16 protein-coding genes are annotated in these 15,718 nt (G+C 64.2%); 12 read left to right on the top strand and 4 right to left on the bottom strand.

Annotation, left to right across the window (positions count from 1 at the left end; genetic code table 11):
* Nucleotide 1 precedes the first annotated feature (1 nt).
* Nucleotides 2-724, bottom strand: a complete 723-nt coding sequence (rph, locus tag NUH87_RS17960) for a ribonuclease PH (RefSeq protein ID WP_338522102.1) — start codon at nt 722-724, stop codon at nt 2-4.
* A 225-nt stretch (nt 725-949) separates the two neighbouring features.
* Here rph and NUH87_RS17955 point away from each other — a divergent pair, with 225 nt between their 5' ends.
* The 6 genes from NUH87_RS17955 (at nt 950) to NUH87_RS17930 (ending at nt 6,282) form a co-directional block, all read left to right on the top strand.
* The gene (locus tag NUH87_RS17955) at nt 950-1,813 is read left to right on the top strand and encodes a YicC/YloC family endoribonuclease (RefSeq protein ID WP_040071709.1); all 864 of its coding nucleotides are present in this window, start codon (nt 950-952) and stop codon (nt 1,811-1,813) included.
* A 12-nt stretch (nt 1,814-1,825) separates the two neighbouring features.
* Nucleotides 1,826-2,446 carry a guanylate kinase gene (gene gmk, locus NUH87_RS17950; protein WP_338522101.1) on the top strand — a complete coding sequence of 207 codons (621 nt, stop codon included), beginning with the start codon at nt 1,826-1,828 and terminating at the stop codon, nt 2,444-2,446.
* Between the two features lie 167 nt (nt 2,447-2,613).
* Nucleotides 2,614-2,877 carry a DNA-directed RNA polymerase subunit omega gene (gene rpoZ / locus NUH87_RS17945; protein WP_040071711.1) on the top strand — a complete coding sequence of 88 codons (264 nt, stop codon included), beginning with the start codon at nt 2,614-2,616 and terminating at the stop codon, nt 2,875-2,877.
* A gap of 60 nt (nt 2,878-2,937) precedes the next feature.
* The gene (gene spoT / locus NUH87_RS17940) at nt 2,938-5,043 is read left to right on the top strand and encodes a bifunctional GTP diphosphokinase/guanosine-3',5'-bis pyrophosphate 3'-pyrophosphohydrolase (protein ID WP_338522100.1); all 2,106 of its coding nucleotides are present in this window, start codon (nt 2,938-2,940) and stop codon (nt 5,041-5,043) included.
* Nucleotides 5,044-5,080: 37 nt separating this feature from the next.
* On the top strand, nt 5,081-5,461 hold the full coding sequence (locus tag NUH87_RS17935; protein WP_040071713.1) for a RidA family protein: 381 nt from the start codon (nt 5,081-5,083) through the stop codon (nt 5,459-5,461).
* A gap of 86 nt (nt 5,462-5,547) precedes the next feature.
* On the top strand, nt 5,548-6,282 hold the full coding sequence (locus NUH87_RS17930) for a hypothetical protein (RefSeq protein ID WP_338522099.1): 735 nt from the start codon (nt 5,548-5,550) through the stop codon (nt 6,280-6,282).
* Nucleotides 6,283-6,284: 2 nt separating this feature from the next.
* Here the strand turns inward: NUH87_RS17930 and NUH87_RS17925 are convergent, their stop codons facing one another.
* Nucleotides 6,285-7,142, bottom strand: a complete 858-nt coding sequence (locus NUH87_RS17925; protein ID WP_338522098.1) for an SDR family oxidoreductase — start codon at nt 7,140-7,142, stop codon at nt 6,285-6,287.
* Nucleotides 7,143-7,332: 190 nt separating this feature from the next.
* Here NUH87_RS17925 and exbB point away from each other — a divergent pair, with 190 nt between their 5' ends.
* The 6 genes from exbB (at nt 7,333) to NUH87_RS17895 (ending at nt 14,079) form a co-directional block, all read left to right on the top strand.
* The gene (exbB, locus tag NUH87_RS17920) at nt 7,333-8,319 is read left to right on the top strand and encodes a tonB-system energizer ExbB (protein ID WP_338522097.1); all 987 of its coding nucleotides are present in this window, start codon (nt 7,333-7,335) and stop codon (nt 8,317-8,319) included.
* A 6-nt stretch (nt 8,320-8,325) separates the two neighbouring features.
* Nucleotides 8,326-8,751 (top strand): TonB system transport protein ExbD, encoded by a 426-nt coding sequence (exbD, locus tag NUH87_RS17915; RefSeq protein ID WP_040071717.1) that lies wholly within the window; start codon nt 8,326-8,328, stop codon nt 8,749-8,751.
* Nucleotides 8,748-9,497, top strand: coding sequence for an energy transducer TonB (locus NUH87_RS17910; protein WP_338522096.1), 750 nt, complete (start codon nt 8,748-8,750; stop codon nt 9,495-9,497). Before exbD ends, NUH87_RS17910 begins: the two co-directional genes overlap by 4 nt.
* 101 nt (nt 9,498-9,598) lie before the next feature.
* Nucleotides 9,599-10,519 (top strand): hydrogen peroxide-inducible genes activator, encoded by a 921-nt coding sequence (locus NUH87_RS17905; protein ID WP_040071719.1) that lies wholly within the window; start codon nt 9,599-9,601, stop codon nt 10,517-10,519.
* 5 nt (nt 10,520-10,524) lie between these two features.
* The gene (recG, locus tag NUH87_RS17900; protein WP_338526852.1) at nt 10,525-12,600 is read left to right on the top strand and encodes an ATP-dependent DNA helicase RecG; all 2,076 of its coding nucleotides are present in this window, start codon (nt 10,525-10,527) and stop codon (nt 12,598-12,600) included.
* A gap of 78 nt (nt 12,601-12,678) precedes the next feature.
* Nucleotides 12,679-14,079, top strand: coding sequence for an aminoacyl-tRNA deacylase and HDOD domain-containing protein (locus NUH87_RS17895; RefSeq protein ID WP_338522095.1), 1,401 nt, complete (start codon nt 12,679-12,681; stop codon nt 14,077-14,079).
* Nucleotides 14,080-14,229: 150 nt separating this feature from the next.
* On the opposite strand, the gene NUH87_RS17890 is transcribed toward NUH87_RS17895, so the two are convergent.
* Together NUH87_RS17890 and tagQ are read right to left on the bottom strand one after the other, a co-directional pair.
* Nucleotides 14,230-14,607: an SCP2 sterol-binding domain-containing protein gene (locus NUH87_RS17890; RefSeq protein WP_338522094.1), complete on the bottom strand. Its 378-nt coding sequence runs from the start codon at nt 14,605-14,607 to the stop codon at nt 14,230-14,232.
* A gap of 140 nt (nt 14,608-14,747) precedes the next feature.
* Nucleotides 14,748-15,692 carry a type VI secretion system-associated lipoprotein TagQ gene (gene tagQ, locus NUH87_RS17885; RefSeq protein WP_338522093.1) on the bottom strand — a complete coding sequence of 315 codons (945 nt, stop codon included), beginning with the start codon at nt 15,690-15,692 and terminating at the stop codon, nt 14,748-14,750.
* Between the last annotated feature and the right edge of the window lie 26 nt (nt 15,693-15,718).

Below are 15,718 nucleotides of genomic sequence, written 5' to 3'. Positions count from 1 at the left end.
CTCAGTCGGCCAGAACGGCCTTCTGCAGTTCGAAGATTTCGTTCATGCCTTTTTGCGCCAGTGCCAGCATCGCGTTCAGCTCTTGCGGCTGGAACGGCGCGCCTTCGGCAGTGCCCTGCACCTCGATGAAACCACCGGTGCTGGTCATGACCACGTTCAGATCGGTCTCGGCCGCCGAGTCCTCCAGGTAGTCCAGATCGAGCACCGGCTCGCCCTGGTACATGCCCACCGATACCGCGGCGATCATCTGCTTGAGCGGGCTGCCGCCCTTCAGGCCGCCACGCTTCTTGATCACGCCCAGCGCATCGACCAGCGCGACCATGGCACCGGTGATGGAGGCGGTGCGGGTGCCGCCATCGGCCTGGATCACATCGCAGTCGACATACAGGGTCACGTCGCCCAACTTGGACATGTCCAGCGCGGCCCGCAGCGAACGACCGATCAGGCGCTGGATCTCCAGGGTGCGACCGCCTTGCTTGCCGCGACTCGCCTCACGCTGGTTACGCTCGCCGGTGGCGCGCGGCAGCATGCCGTATTCGGCGGTCAGCCAACCCTGGCCCTGGCCCTTGAGGAAACGCGGCACGCCGTTCTCGACGCTGACCGTGCAGATCACTTTGGTATCACCGAACTCGACCAGTACAGATCCCTCGGCGTGTTTGGTGTAGTTGCGGGTGATGCGGATCGAGCGGAGCTGATCGGCGGCGCGACCACTTGGACGTTTCATCTGGGAATACCTGTACGGGGACGGAAATCTACTGGGCATTATAGAGGCCAGGGACTGCGCTGGGCACCTCTAAATACCTCAGGGCCCGCTCCGCGACATCGCAGCGGTTTGGGGGCAGCGGCCGCACTGCGCTACAATCCTGCGCCTTTGCTGCCCGTCGGCTTTAATTCATTCATCGGTCCTGCCCGCCCAAGCGGCGGCGAACCTGAATCGCGAGGTACTTCCATGGTCCACAGCATGACCGCCTTCGCCCGCGTCGAAAGCGCCGTCAGCCAGGGCACCCTGAGCTGGGAACTGCGCTCGGTCAACAGCCGCTACCTGGAACCCCACCTGCGCCTGCCGGAGTCGTTCCGCGACCTCGAGGGCGCGGTTCGCGAAGCCCTGCGCCAGGGCCTGTCGCGGGGCAAGCTGGAATGCACCCTGCGCTTCACCGAGGAAACCACCGGCAAGGCCCTGCAGATCGACCGCGAGCGCGCCACCCAGCTGATCGCCGCCGCCGAAACCGTCGCCGGCCTGATCAAGCAACCCGCCGCGCTGAATCCGCTGGAAGTCCTCGCCTGGCCCGGCGTGCTGGTGGCCGACGCCAGCGACCCGCAGGCTCTGAACAACGAGGCCCTGGCCCTGTTCAACCAAGGGCTCAAGGAACTCAAGAACGGCCGCCAGCGCGAAGGCGCGGAGCTGGCCCGCTTGATCGTGGAGCGCCTGGACGCCATCGAGGGCGATGTCGCGACCCTGCGCGAACAGGTCCCGCAGATGCTCGCCAGCCAGCGCCAGAAAGTCCTCGACCGCTTCGCCGACATGCAGGCCGAGCTGGACCCGGCCCGCCTGGAACAGGAAATGGTCCTGCTGGCGCAGAAAAGCGACGTGGCCGAAGAACTCGACCGCCTCGCCACCCATATCATCGAAGTCCGCCGGGTCCTCAAGTCCGGCGGCGCGGCCGGCCGACGCCTGGACTTCCTGATGCAGGAACTCAACCGCGAAGCCAACACCCTTGGCTCCAAGGCCTTCGACCCGCGCAGCACTCAGGCGGCGGTCAACCTCAAGGTGTTGATCGAGCAAATGCGCGAACAAGTACAGAACATCGAGTAAGGCTAACCCGACATGACCCACAGCACTGGCACCCTCTACATCATTTCCGCACCGTCGGGCGCAGGCAAGACCAGCCTGGTCAAGGCCCTGATCGATGCCGAGCCGCAGATCCGCGTCTCGGTCTCGCACACCACCCGCGCCATGCGTCCGGGCGAAGAAAACGGCGTGAACTACCACTTCGTCGACCGCGCCGAGTTCGTCAGCATGGTCGAGCACGGTGACTTCCTCGAACAGGCCGAAGTTTTCGGCAACCTCTACGGCACCTCCCAGAGCCACCTGCAGCAGACCCTGGACGCAGGCCACGACCTGATCCTGGAAATCGACTGGCAGGGCGCCGAACAAGTGCGCCGGCAAATGCCCGGGGCCCGTTCCATCTTCATCCTGCCGCCCAGCCAGCAGGCCCTGCGCCAGCGCCTGACCAACCGTGGCCAGGACAGCGACGCGATCATCGAAGGGCGGATGCGTGAAGCGGTCAGCGAAATGAGCCACTACGTCGAATACGATTTCCTGATCATCAACGACGATTTTGCCCACGCATTGGACGACCTGAAGGCGATTTTCCGCGCCAATCGCCTGCAACAACTGCCCCAGCAGCAACGTTTCACTCAACTATTGAGCGAATTGTTGGCATAAGCAACACTTCCCAAAAGCGTCGCGAGGGCTTTACATTGGTACTCGTGGCGCGTTGGCGAACCTGGTGGAGAAATCAGCGCTTCCCTAATCGCTGGTGATTTTTTAAACTGTTTAGTCCGCCCGCCCATCCGGGCACCGCGACTACCGTATTTGCTACGAGGAACACCATGGCCCGCGTAACCGTTGAAGACTGCCTAGAACATGTGGCTAACCGTTTTGAGCTGGTCATGCTCTCCACCAAGCGTGCTCGTCAACTGGCGACCGGCGGCAAAGAGCCGAAGCTGGCGTGGGAAAATGACAAGCCGACCGTAATGGCCCTGCGGGAAATCGCCGAAGGTTATGTGACGAACGAGTTCATCGCCGAACAGGATATCGTCCATGAAGACCCAGTCTTCGCCGCCTTCGAGGACGAGTCCAACGAGGCCGTCTAAGCCTATGCCTGGTCGACGTAGCACGGCGCAGGGTACAAGGCTTCGGTCGGGGGAAACCTCATGCCGAGCATAGACGCCCTCGCCGATCGCTTATCGACCTACCTCGGCGCCGACCAGGTCAACCTGGTCCGCCGGGCGTACTTCTACGCCGAACAAGCCCACGACGGTCAACGCCGTCGTAGCGGCGAAGCCTACGTCACGCACCCGCTGGCGGTGGCCAATATCCTTGCCGACATGCACATGGACCATCAGAGCCTGATGGCCGCCATGCTCCATGACGTGATCGAAGACACCGGGATCGCCAAGGAAGCGCTGCAGGCGCAGTTCGGCGAAACCGTGGCCGAACTGGTCGACGGGGTCAGCAAACTGACCCAGATGAACTTCGAGACCAAGGCCGAAGCCCAGGCGGAAAACTTCCAGAAAATGGCCATGGCCATGGCCCGCGACATTCGCGTGATCCTGGTCAAGCTGGCCGACCGCCTGCACAACATGCGCACCCTGGAAGTACTCTCCGGCGAAAAGCGCCGGCGCATCGCCAAGGAAACCCTCGAGATCTATGCGCCCATCGCCAACCGGCTGGGCATGCATGCGATCCGCGTCGAATTCGAAGACCTCGGCTTCAAGGCCATGCACCCGATGCGTTCCGCGCGGATCTACCAGGCGGTCAAGCGCGCCCGTGGCAACCGCAAGGAAATCGTCAACAAGATCGAAGAGTCCCTGAGCCACTGCCTGGCCGTCGACGAAATCCAGGGCGAAGTCAGCGGACGCCAGAAACACCTGTACGGCATCTACACCAAGATGCGCGGCAAGCGCCGGGCCTTCAACGAGATCATGGACGTCTACGCGTTCCGGATCATCGTCGACAAGGTCGACACCTGCTATCGGGTTCTCGGTGCTGTACATAATTTGTACAAACCCCTGCCCGGCCGCTTCAAGGACTACATCGCGATTCCCAAGGCCAACGGCTACCAGTCGCTGCACACCACGCTGTTCGGCATGCACGGCGTACCGATCGAGATCCAGATCCGTACCCGCGAAATGGAAGAGATGGCCAACAACGGCATCGCCGCCCACTGGCTGTACAAGTCCAGCGGCGACGAGCAGCCCAAGGGCACCCATGCCCGGGCCCGCCAGTGGGTCAAGGGCGTGCTGGAAATGCAGCAACGGGCCGGCAACTCCCTGGAATTCATCGAAAGCGTGAAGATCGACCTGTTCCCGGACGAGGTCTACGTGTTCACGCCCAAGGGCCGGATCATGGAGCTGCCGAAAGGCTCCACGGCGGTGGACTTTGCCTACGCGGTGCACACCGATGTCGGCAACAGCTGCATTGCCTGCCGGATCAATCGCCGCCTCGCGCCGCTGTCCGAACCGCTGCAAAGCGGCTCCACGGTCGAGATCGTCAGCGCCCCCGGCGCGCGCCCCAACCCGGCCTGGCTCAACTTCGTGGTCACCGGCAAGGCGCGCACCCATATCCGCCATGCTCTGAAACTGCAACGCCGCTCCGAATCCATCAGCCTGGGCGAACGCCTGCTGAACAAGGTGCTCAACGGTTTCGACAGTGCCCTGGACAAGATTCCGGGCGAACGCGTGCAGGCCATGCTCCACGAATACCGCCTGGAACTGATCGAAGACCTGCTGGAAGACATCGGCCTGGGCAACCGCATGGCCTATGTGGTCGCCCGCCGCCTGCTGGGCGAAGGCGAACAACTGCCCAGCCCCGAAGGCCCGCTGGCGATCCGCGGTACCGAAGGCCTGGTGCTCAGCTACGCCAAGTGCTGCACGCCGATCCCGGGCGACCCGATTGTCGGTCACCTGTCCGCGGGCAAAGGCATGGTGGTGCACCTGGACAACTGCCGCAACATCAGCGAGATCCGCCACAATCCGGAAAAATGCATCCAGCTCTCCTGGGCCAAGGATGTCACCGGCGAATTCAACGTCGAGCTGCGCGTCGAACTGGAACACCAGCGCGGCCTGATTGCCCTGCTGGCCAGCAGCGTCAATGCCGCCGACGGCAACATCGAGAAAATCAGCATGGACGAACGCGATGGTCGCATCAGCGTGGTCCAACTGGTGGTCAGTGTGCACGACCGCGTGCACCTGGCCCGCGTGATCAAGAAACTGCGCGCCCTGACCGGCGTGATCCGCATCACCCGCATGCGCGCATAGCTCCCCAACGTAGCCGCCCATTACAAGGAACCCGTTCATGAGCAAGACCGTTATCAGCAGCGACAAGGCCCCGGCCGCCATCGGCACCTACTCCCAGGCGATCAAGGCCGGCAACACCGTCTACATGTCCGGCCAGATCCCCCTGGACCCGAAAACCATGGAACTGGTGGAAGGCTTCGAAGCCCAGACCGTGCAGGTCTTCGAAAACCTGAAGGCCGTGGCCGAAGCGGCCGGCGGTTCGTTCAAGGACATCGTCAAGCTGAACATCTTCCTCACCGACCTGAGCCACTTCGCCAAGGTCAACGAGATCATGGGCAAGTACTTCCAGCAGCCTTACCCGGCCCGCGCCGCCATCGGCGTTGCCGCCCTGCCACGCGGCTCGCAGGTCGAGATGGACGCGATCCTGGTCCTCGAATAAGCGCCCGCCACGCCGTCCACGAACAACCCCGCACTGCCTGGCGCAGCCCTCCCGCTGCGCCAGCTTCGTTTGCAAAGGATTCCACCATGCGCAAAGCGCTTGCCTTCTCGGTGTTTGCCCTCCTGCTCGGCGGCTGCGCCAGCGACCCTGCCAAATACGACATCAGCGGCACCTGGATCAACCAGGCCGCCATCGATGCCGCCGTCAAGAAGGGCAGCCTGCGTGCCGCCCTGGAGACCTACGGGCCGAACCTGGAATGGAACATCGACACCCGTAACGGCCAGGCCAAGTACAGCAACGGTTTCGAGCGCCCCGAGGGTCATGTGCGCGCGGACGGCAAGCAGTGGCATGTCGACTTCTATGGCAGCGCCGGGACTTCGCTGGCGCGCGACGGCAAGGAACTGATCCAGGGTGCCAGCGATTCGGAACCGGAACAGCCGTTCGTGCGGGCCGAGACCGAACTGCCGGCCAATGCGCCGGTGGGCGCCAGCTTCGAGCAGGCCCTGTACTCAGCCTACATGGGGGGCGACTGGAAGATCACCAGCGGCCCGGGCGAAGGTGGCCAGGTGAAGTTCCTGCCGGACGGACGCCTGCAAGGCTTGCCCGGCAGCGACCGCTACGCGCTGTGCCTGGCCGGCGACTGCGCCTCCATGAGCGGCCAGAACGACAGTATCTGGCTGCAGCAAGGCGGCAAGGGCAGCGCCTGGATCTTCGTGCGCAAGGGCAAGCAGCTGGAAATCTTCCAGGCACTGAACTCGGCCCAGGCCGACGAACAGCCGCAGCTCAACCCAGGCACCCGTCAGTGGTTGCTGGAGAAATAACCTCAGCAACGACCCTCGAGAATCGCCGCATAACCCTCGCGAAAACTCGGATAGCGCGGCGCCCAGCCCAGGGCCCGCGCCCGGGCATTGCTGCAGCGCTTGCTGCCGGTGCGGCGGACACTGGCGTCCTCCGCCCACTCGGTCACCCCCAGGTACTCGCGCAACCAGCCCACCACCTCGGCCAACGGCGCCGGCGCATCATCGACACCGATATAGCAATCCTCCAGCACCTGCCCGGCACGATCGGCCCGCAGCAGGAACGCCAGCAGCCCGGCCGCGTCGTCGACATGAATCCGGTTGGCATATAAAGGCGGCTCCACCACCACCCGATAGCCGCGCCGGACCTGGGTCAACAACCACTCGCGACCCGGACCGTAGATCCCGGTCAGACGCACCCGGGTCGCCGGAATACCACTGTCCAGCGCCATCTGCTCGGCCTCCAGCATCAACCGTCCGGAATAACCTTCGGCTTCGGTCGGCGAAGTCTCGTCGACCCACTCCCCCGCCTGCTGGACATACACACTGCTGCTGGACACGAACAGCAGGCGCCGCGGCCGCTGGCCCGATTGCCTGAGCCAGCTCAACACATGCCGTACCCCTTCGACGTAGGCTGCGCGATAACCCGCCTCGTCGTGATCGGTCGCGGCGGCGCAATACACCAGGTAATCCAGCGGACCGCTCGGCCAGGTGTCGGGCCGTTGCTCGGCGAACAGGTCACCCGCCACCCCCACGACGCCTTCCGGCAAACGCGCGATCGAGCGGCGCAGGCCATGGACTCGCCAACCCTGACCGAGCAACTGCGTCGCCAGGCGACTACCGACATCGCCGCAACCGGCAATCAGAACAGAAGGAGCAGACATCACGGATCTCCACGAAAAAAGCCACAAGCTGGCGCTGAAAATTGATCAGCAATTAGCAATGGAAGAAAAAAAGAGAAGCTATTACTTCTGTTAACAAGAATTACTTGCAATAATGCACGACCAAATGTTCTCGGCCCACGAGGCCTGGAAGGACAAGACCCTCTTCTATCTTCTCTCAGGTCCGGCCAGCATGACACGCACTAAACGCCCCGCTTCGTCACCCCAGCCCCACAGCCCATCGCGCGCCTGGCGCTCGGCAGCGGCGTTGCTGCTCAGCCTGTTGCTGGCGCCGACACTGACGTTCGCCGACGAAGCCGCGCCGCACAGTGCACCCGCCACTGTCGTAGCGACCCCGGTCGAGCAACCTGTCGCGGCACCGATCGCCGGCGCTCCGGTCCAGGCCGAGCATGCCACATCGGGCGACACCACGGATGCCGACGCGTTGCCCGCCGAGGATAACAGCCTGGGCATGGCCCACGACCTGTCCCCCTGGGGCATGTACAAGAACGCCGACATCATCGTCAAGATCGTGATGATCGGGCTGGCCATCGCCTCGATCATCACCTGGACCATCTGGATCGCCAAGGGCTTCGAGCTGCTGGGCGCCAAGCGTCGCCTGCGGCGTGAGATGCTCGCCCTGAAAAAGGCCCGCACCCTCAGGGAAGCCAGCGAAACCGCCCGCCAGGAAGGCACCCTCGCCCACCTGCTGGTGCATGACGCCCTGGAAGAAATGCACTTGTCGACCAACAGCCGTGAGAAAGAAGGCATCAAGGAACGCGTGAGCTTCCGTCTCGAGCGCCTGGTCGCCGCCTGCGGTCGCAACATGAGCCACGGCACCGGCGTGCTCGCCACCATCGGTTCCACCGCGCCCTTCGTCGGCCTATTCGGTACCGTGTGGGGCATCATGAACAGCTTCATCGGCATCGCCAAGACCCAGACCACCAACCTCGCCGTGGTCGCACCGGGTATCGCCGAAGCCCTGCTGGCCACAGCCCTGGGCCTGGTCGCGGCCATTCCGGCCGTGGTGATCTACAACGTCTTCGCCCGCTCCATCGCCGGCTACAAGGCCCAGGTAGCCGACGCTTCGGCCCAGGTGTTGCTGCTGGTCAGCCGTGACCTCGACCACCTGCCGCCCGAGCGTTCCACGCAAACGCCGCACATGGTGAAAGTGGGGTAATCAGCCATGGGCCTGCATTTGAACGAAGGTGGCGACGACCTCGCCGAAAACCACGAAATCAACGTCACGCCGTTTATCGACGTGATGCTGGTCCTGCTGATCATCTTCATGGTGGCTGCCCCCCTGGCCACCGTGGACATCAAGGTCGACCTGCCCGCGTCCACCGCAAAGCCGGCACCACGGCCGGAAAAACCGGTGTTCCTCAGCGTCAAGTCGGACCAGCGGCTGTTCCTCGGTGAAGACGAAGTCAAGGCCGATGCCCTGGGCGCCACCCTCGACGCCCGGACCCACGGCAAAAAGGACACGACCATTTTCTTCCAGGCCGATAAAGGCGTGGATTATGGCGACCTGATGCGCGTGATGGACGCCCTGCGCGCCGCCGGCTACCTGAAGGTCGGCCTGGTGGGACTCGAGACGGCAGCCAAGAAATGATCAATACGCGCCAAAAGCTGACGCGTTACGGCGCCAGCCTGGGCCTGGTGCTGGGCATTCACGCGGTGGCGATCCTCGCCGTGCTGAACGGGTCGGTGTCCAAGCCCATCGAGCTGCCGCCACAGGCCATGATGGTCGAACTGGCGCCATTACCCCCGGCCCCACCGCCCCCGGCACCGCCCAAGGTGATCACCCCGCCACAGCCACCCGCGCCCGTGGAAGAATTGCCGCTGCCCAAGCTGGTCGAAGCGCCGAAGCCGACGATCTCGGTGCCCAAGCCGGTCAAGCCGAAACCCAAGCCGCAACCGCCCAAGCCACAGGTGAAGCCGGAACCGGTGAAGGAGAAGCCCGCGGAGGAGAAACCTGCCGACACGCCGCCAACCCACACGCCAACGGAAAAACCCACGGCACCGGCGCCAGGGCCTTCGCCCCAGCAGCTCGCGGCGAAAGCCAACTGGCAAGGCACCTTGCTGGCGCACCTGGGCAAGTACAAGAAGTACCCGCCGGCCGCGCAATCCCGTGGCAAGGAAGGCCTGAACCGCCTGCGTTTCGTGGTGGACGGCGAAGGCAAGGTGCTCTCGTATGAACTGGTGGGCCGCTCGGGCAACGCCGATCTGGACCGGGCCACCCTGGAAATGATCCGTCGTGCCGAGCCACTGCCCAAGCCGCCGGCCGAGATGCTGACCAACGGCAGCATCGAAATCGTCGCGCCGTTCGTGTACTCCATCGACAGGCGCAATCGCTGATGGAGAGAGATAACGACGGTCTGTGTTCAGACTGCGTCTGATAACGTGCGTCTATCGATGGTAGCCGTTATGCTTGCCCGGCAACCTTATGGACGCTCGCTATGACTCTCACAGAACTACGCTATATCGTCACCCTCGCCCAGGAACAACACTTCGGTCACGCGGCCGAGCGTTGTCATGTCAGCCAGCCGACCCTGTCGGTAGGCGTGAAAAAGCTGGAGGACGAACTCGGTGTGCTGATTTTCGAGCGCAGCAAGAGCGCCGTGCGCCTGACCCCCGTCGGCGAAAGCATCGTCGCCCAGGCGCAGAAGGTCCTCGAACAGGCCCAGGGCATCCGCGAACTGGCCCAGGCCGGGAAAAACCAGCTGACCGCCCCGCTGAAAGTCGGCGCGATCTACACCGTCGGCCCCTACCTGTTCCCGCACCTGATCCCGCAACTGCACCGGGTCGCCCCGCAGATGCCGTTGTACATCGAGGAAAACTTCACCCACGTGCTGCGCGACAAGCTGCGCAACGGTGAGCTGGACGCGGTGATCATCGCCCTGCCGTTCAACGAAGCCGACGTGCTGACCCTGCCGCTCTACGACGAACCGTTCTACGTGCTGATGCCGGCCTCGCACGCCTGGACCCAAAAGGAAAGCATCGACAGCGCCCTGCTCAACGACAAGAGCCTGCTGCTGCTGGGCGAAGGCCACTGCTTCCGCGACCAGGTCCTCGAAGCCTGCCCGACCCTGGCCAAGGGCGGCGACACGGCCAAGCACACCACGGTGGAGTCCAGCTCGCTGGAAACCATCCGCCACATGGTCGCCTCCGGCCTGGGCATTTCGGTGCTGCCGCTGTCGGCCGTGGACAGCCATCACTACGCCCCCGGCGTGATCGAAGTGCGCCCGCTGGCGCCGCCCGTGCCGTTTCGCACCGTGGCCATCGCCTGGCGCGCCAGCTTCCCGCGGCCCAAGGCGATTGAAATCCTCGCCGACTCGATCCGCCTGTGCTCGGTGGCCAAGCCTCCCGTAGCGAGCTGATCGACGTGGCTGAACTGTCGCAAGTCTCGGTCACGGCGCTCAAGGGCGTCGGCGCGGCCATGGCCGAGAAGCTGGCCAAGGTTGGCCTGGAGACGATCCAGGACGTGCTGTTCCACCTGCCCTTGCGCTACCAGGACCGCACTCGCGTGGTGCCCATCGGTGCCTTGCGCCCGGGTCAGGACGCGGTGGTCGAAGGCGTGGTCAGCGGCGCCGATGTGGTCATGGGCAAGCGCCGCAGCCTGTTGGTGCGCCTCAACGACGGCACCGGCAGCCTGAGCCTGCGCTTCTACCATTTCAGCACCGCGCAAAAGGACGGCCTCAAGCGCGGCACTCATGTGCGTTGCTACGGCGAAGCCCGGCCCGGGGCCTCTGGCCTGGAAATCTACCACCCGGAATACCGCGCCATCAGTGGCAACGAACCGCCGCCGATAGACACCACCCTGACCCCGATCTACCCCCTGACCGAAGGCCTGACCCAACAACGCCTGCGCCTGCTCTGCCAGCAAAGCCTGGCGATGCTCGGCCCGCGCAGCCTGCCGGATTGGCTGCCCCAGGAACTGGCCCGCGACTACCAGCTGGCGCCGCTGGACGAAGCCATCCGCTACCTGCACCAGCCGCCCGCCGATGCCGATGTCGACGAGCTCGCCCTGGGTCATCACTGGGCCCAGCACCGCCTCGCCTTCGAAGAACTGCTCACCCACCAGCTGTCCCAGCAACGCCTGCGCGAAAGCCTGCGGGCCCTGCGCGCGCCAACCCTGCCGAAAGCGCAAAGGCTGCCCGGGCAGTTTCTCGCCAACCTGGGCTTCCCACCGACCGGTGCCCAGCAGCGGGTCGGCAACGAGGTAGCCTACGATCTCAGCCAACCGGAGCCGATGCTGCGGCTGATCCAGGGTGACGTCGGCGCCGGCAAGACCGTGGTCGCCGCCCTGGCCGCCTTGCAGGCCCTGGAAGCCGGTCACCAGGTGGCCCTGATGGCACCGACCGAGATTCTCGCCGAACAGCACTTCCTCAATTTCCGCCGCTGGCTGGAACCGCTGGGCATCGAAACCGCCTGGCTGGCCGGCAAGCTCAAGGGCAAGGCCCGCGTCGCCGCCCTGGAGCAGATCGCCGGTGGCACCCCGATGGTGGTCGGCACCCACGCGCTGTTCCAGGACGAAGTGCAATTCCGCAACCTGGCGCTGGTGATCATCGACGAGCAACACCGCTTCGGCGTCCAGCAGCGCCTGGCCCTGCGCCAGAAAGGCGTCGGCGGGCGGATGTGCCCGCACCAGTTGATCATGACCGCCACACCGATCCCGCGCACCCTGGCCATGAGCGCCTATGCCGACCTCGACACCTCGATCCTCGACGAGCTGCCGCCGGGCCGCACGCCGGTGAACACCGTGCTGGTGGCCGACAGCCGGCGCTTCGAAGTGGTGGAACGGGTGCGCGCCGCCTGCGCCGAAGGCCGCCAGGCCTATTGGGTCTGCACGCTGATCGAAGAATCCGAAGAACTCACCTGCCAGGCTGCCGAAACCACCTTCGAAGAACTCGGCGCCGCCCTCGGCGAATTGCGCGTCGGGCTGATCCACGGCCGCATGAAACCGGCGGAAAAGGCCGCCGTCATGGCCGAATTCAAGGCCGGCGCCCTGCAACTGCTGGTGGCGACCACGGTGATCGAAGTCGGCGTCGACGTGCCCAATGCCAGCCTGATGATCATCGAAAACCCCGAACGCCTGGGGCTGGCGCAACTGCATCAGTTGCGTGGCCGAGTCGGCCGGGGCAGCGCCGTCAGTCACTGCGTGCTGCTCTACCATCCGCCGCTGTCACAGATCGGCCGCCAACGCCTGGGGATCATGCGCGAGACCAACGACGGCTTCATCATCGCCGAGAAAGACCTGGAGCTGCGCGGCCCCGGGGAAATGCTCGGCACCCGCCAGACCGGGCTCCTGCAATTCAAGGTCGCCGACCTGATGCGCGACGCCGACCTGCTGCCGGCCGTGCGCGATGCCGCGCAAGCCCTTCTGGCACGCTGGCCGCAGCACGTCAGCCCGCTGCTGGAGCGCTGGCTGCGCCACGGCCAACAATACGGCCAAGTGTGATAGACCTCACAGTTTATAGACCATTAGGACGATCAAGCTGGTTATACTGGGGGGATTGTAGGAACCCGGATACAGACCATGACAGAAGTTGCCCTCATCGATGCAACCCCGCACACCCCGTCTGTGGTCCGGCTGCTGCTCGACAAGCTCGCCATCCGCTATAGCGAGGTGCTGGACCATCCTGGTCTCCCGGCCGCGCGCAAGGTCCAGGCCGTGCTGCTCGACGATGCGGTCGGCGCACTCATGGTCCTGTTCCCCCAGGATCAACTGCTGGATCTCAATCGCCTGACCGAACTGACCGGTCGGCGCCTGACGGCCGTGCCCACCGAACGCATGGAACGCATGCTCGGCAAACACAGCCTGCACCTGCTGCCGGGTCTGCCTGGGCTGACCAGTTCGCCATGCCTGTACGAAGAGCAACTGCTGCGTGAACCGAGCCTGCTGATCAACTCCGGCGAAGCCGGCCTGCTGCTGGAAATTGCCAGCGACGACTTCAAGAGCATGCTGAGCAAGGCCAGCGCCGCGAGTTTCGGCGAGCCCGTGGGCGGCATCCGCCCCAACCTCGACCGCCCGCATGATGACCGCGAGGAAATCACCCAGGCGGTACAAGCCTTCACCGCGCGGCGTATCCAGCAGCGCCTGGAAGAGACCATCGAGATTCCGCCGTTGGCGGAAACTGCGCAAAAGATCATCAAGTTGCGGGTCGATCCCAACGCGACCATCGACGACATCACCGGCGTGGTCGAAACCGATCCGGCGCTGGCGGCCCAGGTGGTGAGTTGGGCGGCCTCGCCCTACTACGCCTCGCCGGGCAAGATTCGCTCGGTGGAGGACGCCATTGTCCGCGTGCTGGGTTTCGACCTGGTGATCAACCTGGCGCTGGGCCTGGCCCTGGGCAAGACCTTGAGCCTGCCCAAGGACCATCCGCAACACAGCACGCCCTACTGGCAGCAATCGATCTACACCGCCGCGGTGATCGAAGGCCTGACCCGTGCCATGCCGCGCGCCCAGCGCCCGGAAGCCGGCCTGACCTACCTCGCCGGGTTGCTGCACAACTTCGGCTACCTGCTGCTGGCCCACGTCTTCCCGCCGCATTTCTCACTGATCTGCCGGCACCTGGAGGTCAACCCGCACCTGTGCCACAGCTACATCGAGCAGCACCTGCTGGGCATCAGCCGCGAGCAGATCGGCGGCTGGCTGATGCGTTACTGGGACATGCCGGAGGAACTCTCCACCGCGCTGCGCTTCCAGCATGACCCGGGCTACGACGGCGACTATGCCGCCTATCCGAACCTGGTGTGCCTGGCGGTGCGCCTGCTGCGCAGTCGCAATATCGGCTCGGGCCCGGATGAAGAGATTCCGGATGCCTTGCTGGAACGCCTGGGGCTGACCCGCGACAAGGCCGATGATGTGGTCAACAAGGTGCTGGAAGCCGAAGTGTTGCTGCGCGAACTGGCTTCACAGTTCAGCCAGGGCTAAGGCGCCTAAGGGGCTTCATTGTAGGAGCGAGCTTGCTCGCGATGGACGTCAACGATAACGCGGGGCATCTGATACCCCACGGTGCCTTGACTACCATCGCGAGCAAGCTCGCTCCTACAGGTTTACCCGTTCGCCCAGCAAACCTGGGCTTCAGGCCTTCTTTTTCTTCGGCTTGAGGTACTTCATCAAACCCTGGAACCACATCACCAGGGCCGGATTGCCCTTGATCTGGACCGACTTGTCCTGAATCCCCGTCATGAACGCCAGTTGCTTGTTCTTCGCCTGCAACGTGGCGAAGCCATAGGCGGCATCCTTGAAGGCAATGGCAAACGCCGGCTCCGGATAAGTCCCGGACTGGCTGCTGATGCGCTGATCCTTGACGATGAAGTGACGGGCGACCTTGCCGTCCAGGGTCTGCAGCTGGAACACCAGGGCCTTGTCGGCCAGTTGCTGCTGGAAGGCGGGGTTATTGCGGCTGGCCCGGGCCATCAACAGACCCATTGCCCAGAGAAGAAAGCGAAATTTCATGCACACAGCCTCGGCAGAAGAGATAAACAGCCGGCGCAGTGTAGCGCTTTACCTGAAGAACGCCACCGATCTCCTAGTTTACCCAGGAGATCGGCTGGCGTTTAACGCTTATACCGACAAATTGTCAGACGATCCGCCACTCACGCGTTCGGGCAAGGAACCGGTGCCCAGTCGCCCAGGTCCGGGTTCTTGCACATGCTGTTGACCTGCGACTGGCCACTGGTGGCCACATCCTGGCTCGCGGCTTTCTTGGCGTTGGCGTCCTGGAGCGTCTTCTCGGTGGCCACCGCCTCTTTAGGCACAGTCGGCAGCACCGGCTTCTTCGCCACTTTCGCCTTCTTGCCCTTGGTGGTGGTCGGCGCGACAACCGGGGTGGTGTCGGCGGTCGCCACGGTGACCACGTCGGTACGCTGCACGCCGACCTGCTGCAGGTCCTTCTCATAGGCCTGGGTGTAGTTGTTCAGGTCTTCGGCGGCACGCCCGTTCACCGCGACGATCAGGTCGTTGGACTCTTTCAGGCCGGAGACGATTTCCGCCAGGCGCTTGCGGCCTTCGGCATCACCGATGGTCTTGGCCTTGCGCGCCGAGACCAGGCTGGCGAACTCACGCTGGTAGCAGCTCTGCGACGCCTTGGCATAAGCCGTATTGCGATCCATGTCGGCGGCGCTTTTGTTGATGTCCTGGGCATAGGAGCCGATGCGCTGGTTGTCGTCGGCGATCTGCTTCTGCTTCTCGGTGTAGTAACCCGCCGCGCCACCCGCCAGGGCACCGCCGGCCGCACCGATGGCGGCATTGCGTGCGCGCTTGGAGGAGTCGTCACCGGTCAGCGCGCCAAGGGCGGCACCGCCCAGTGCACCGATCACCGCGCCGGTGGCGATCGACTTGGTCATGTCCGAATCAGTGGCACGCAGGTGCTGCACCGGCTCGTAGCAGGTCGGGTAGTACTCGACCTTGGTGGTCGCACCGACTTTCGAGGTCGGCGAAGTGGCGCATCCACCCATCAGCACGGTGCTGAATCCGGCGGCTACCCACAGCGCGGCACGGCACTTGGAGGTCGATACAAGGGGTTTGCTGGTGAAGATCATGTTCGTATTCCCTTTTTTGGTTTGAC

Origin of the sequence: Pseudomonas batumici (assembly GCF_036585405.1) — a bacterium.
GTDB classification, from domain to species: Bacteria; Pseudomonadota; Gammaproteobacteria; order Pseudomonadales; family Pseudomonadaceae; genus Aquipseudomonas; species Aquipseudomonas batumici.
This window is presented reverse-complemented; position numbering and strand designations above follow the sequence as displayed.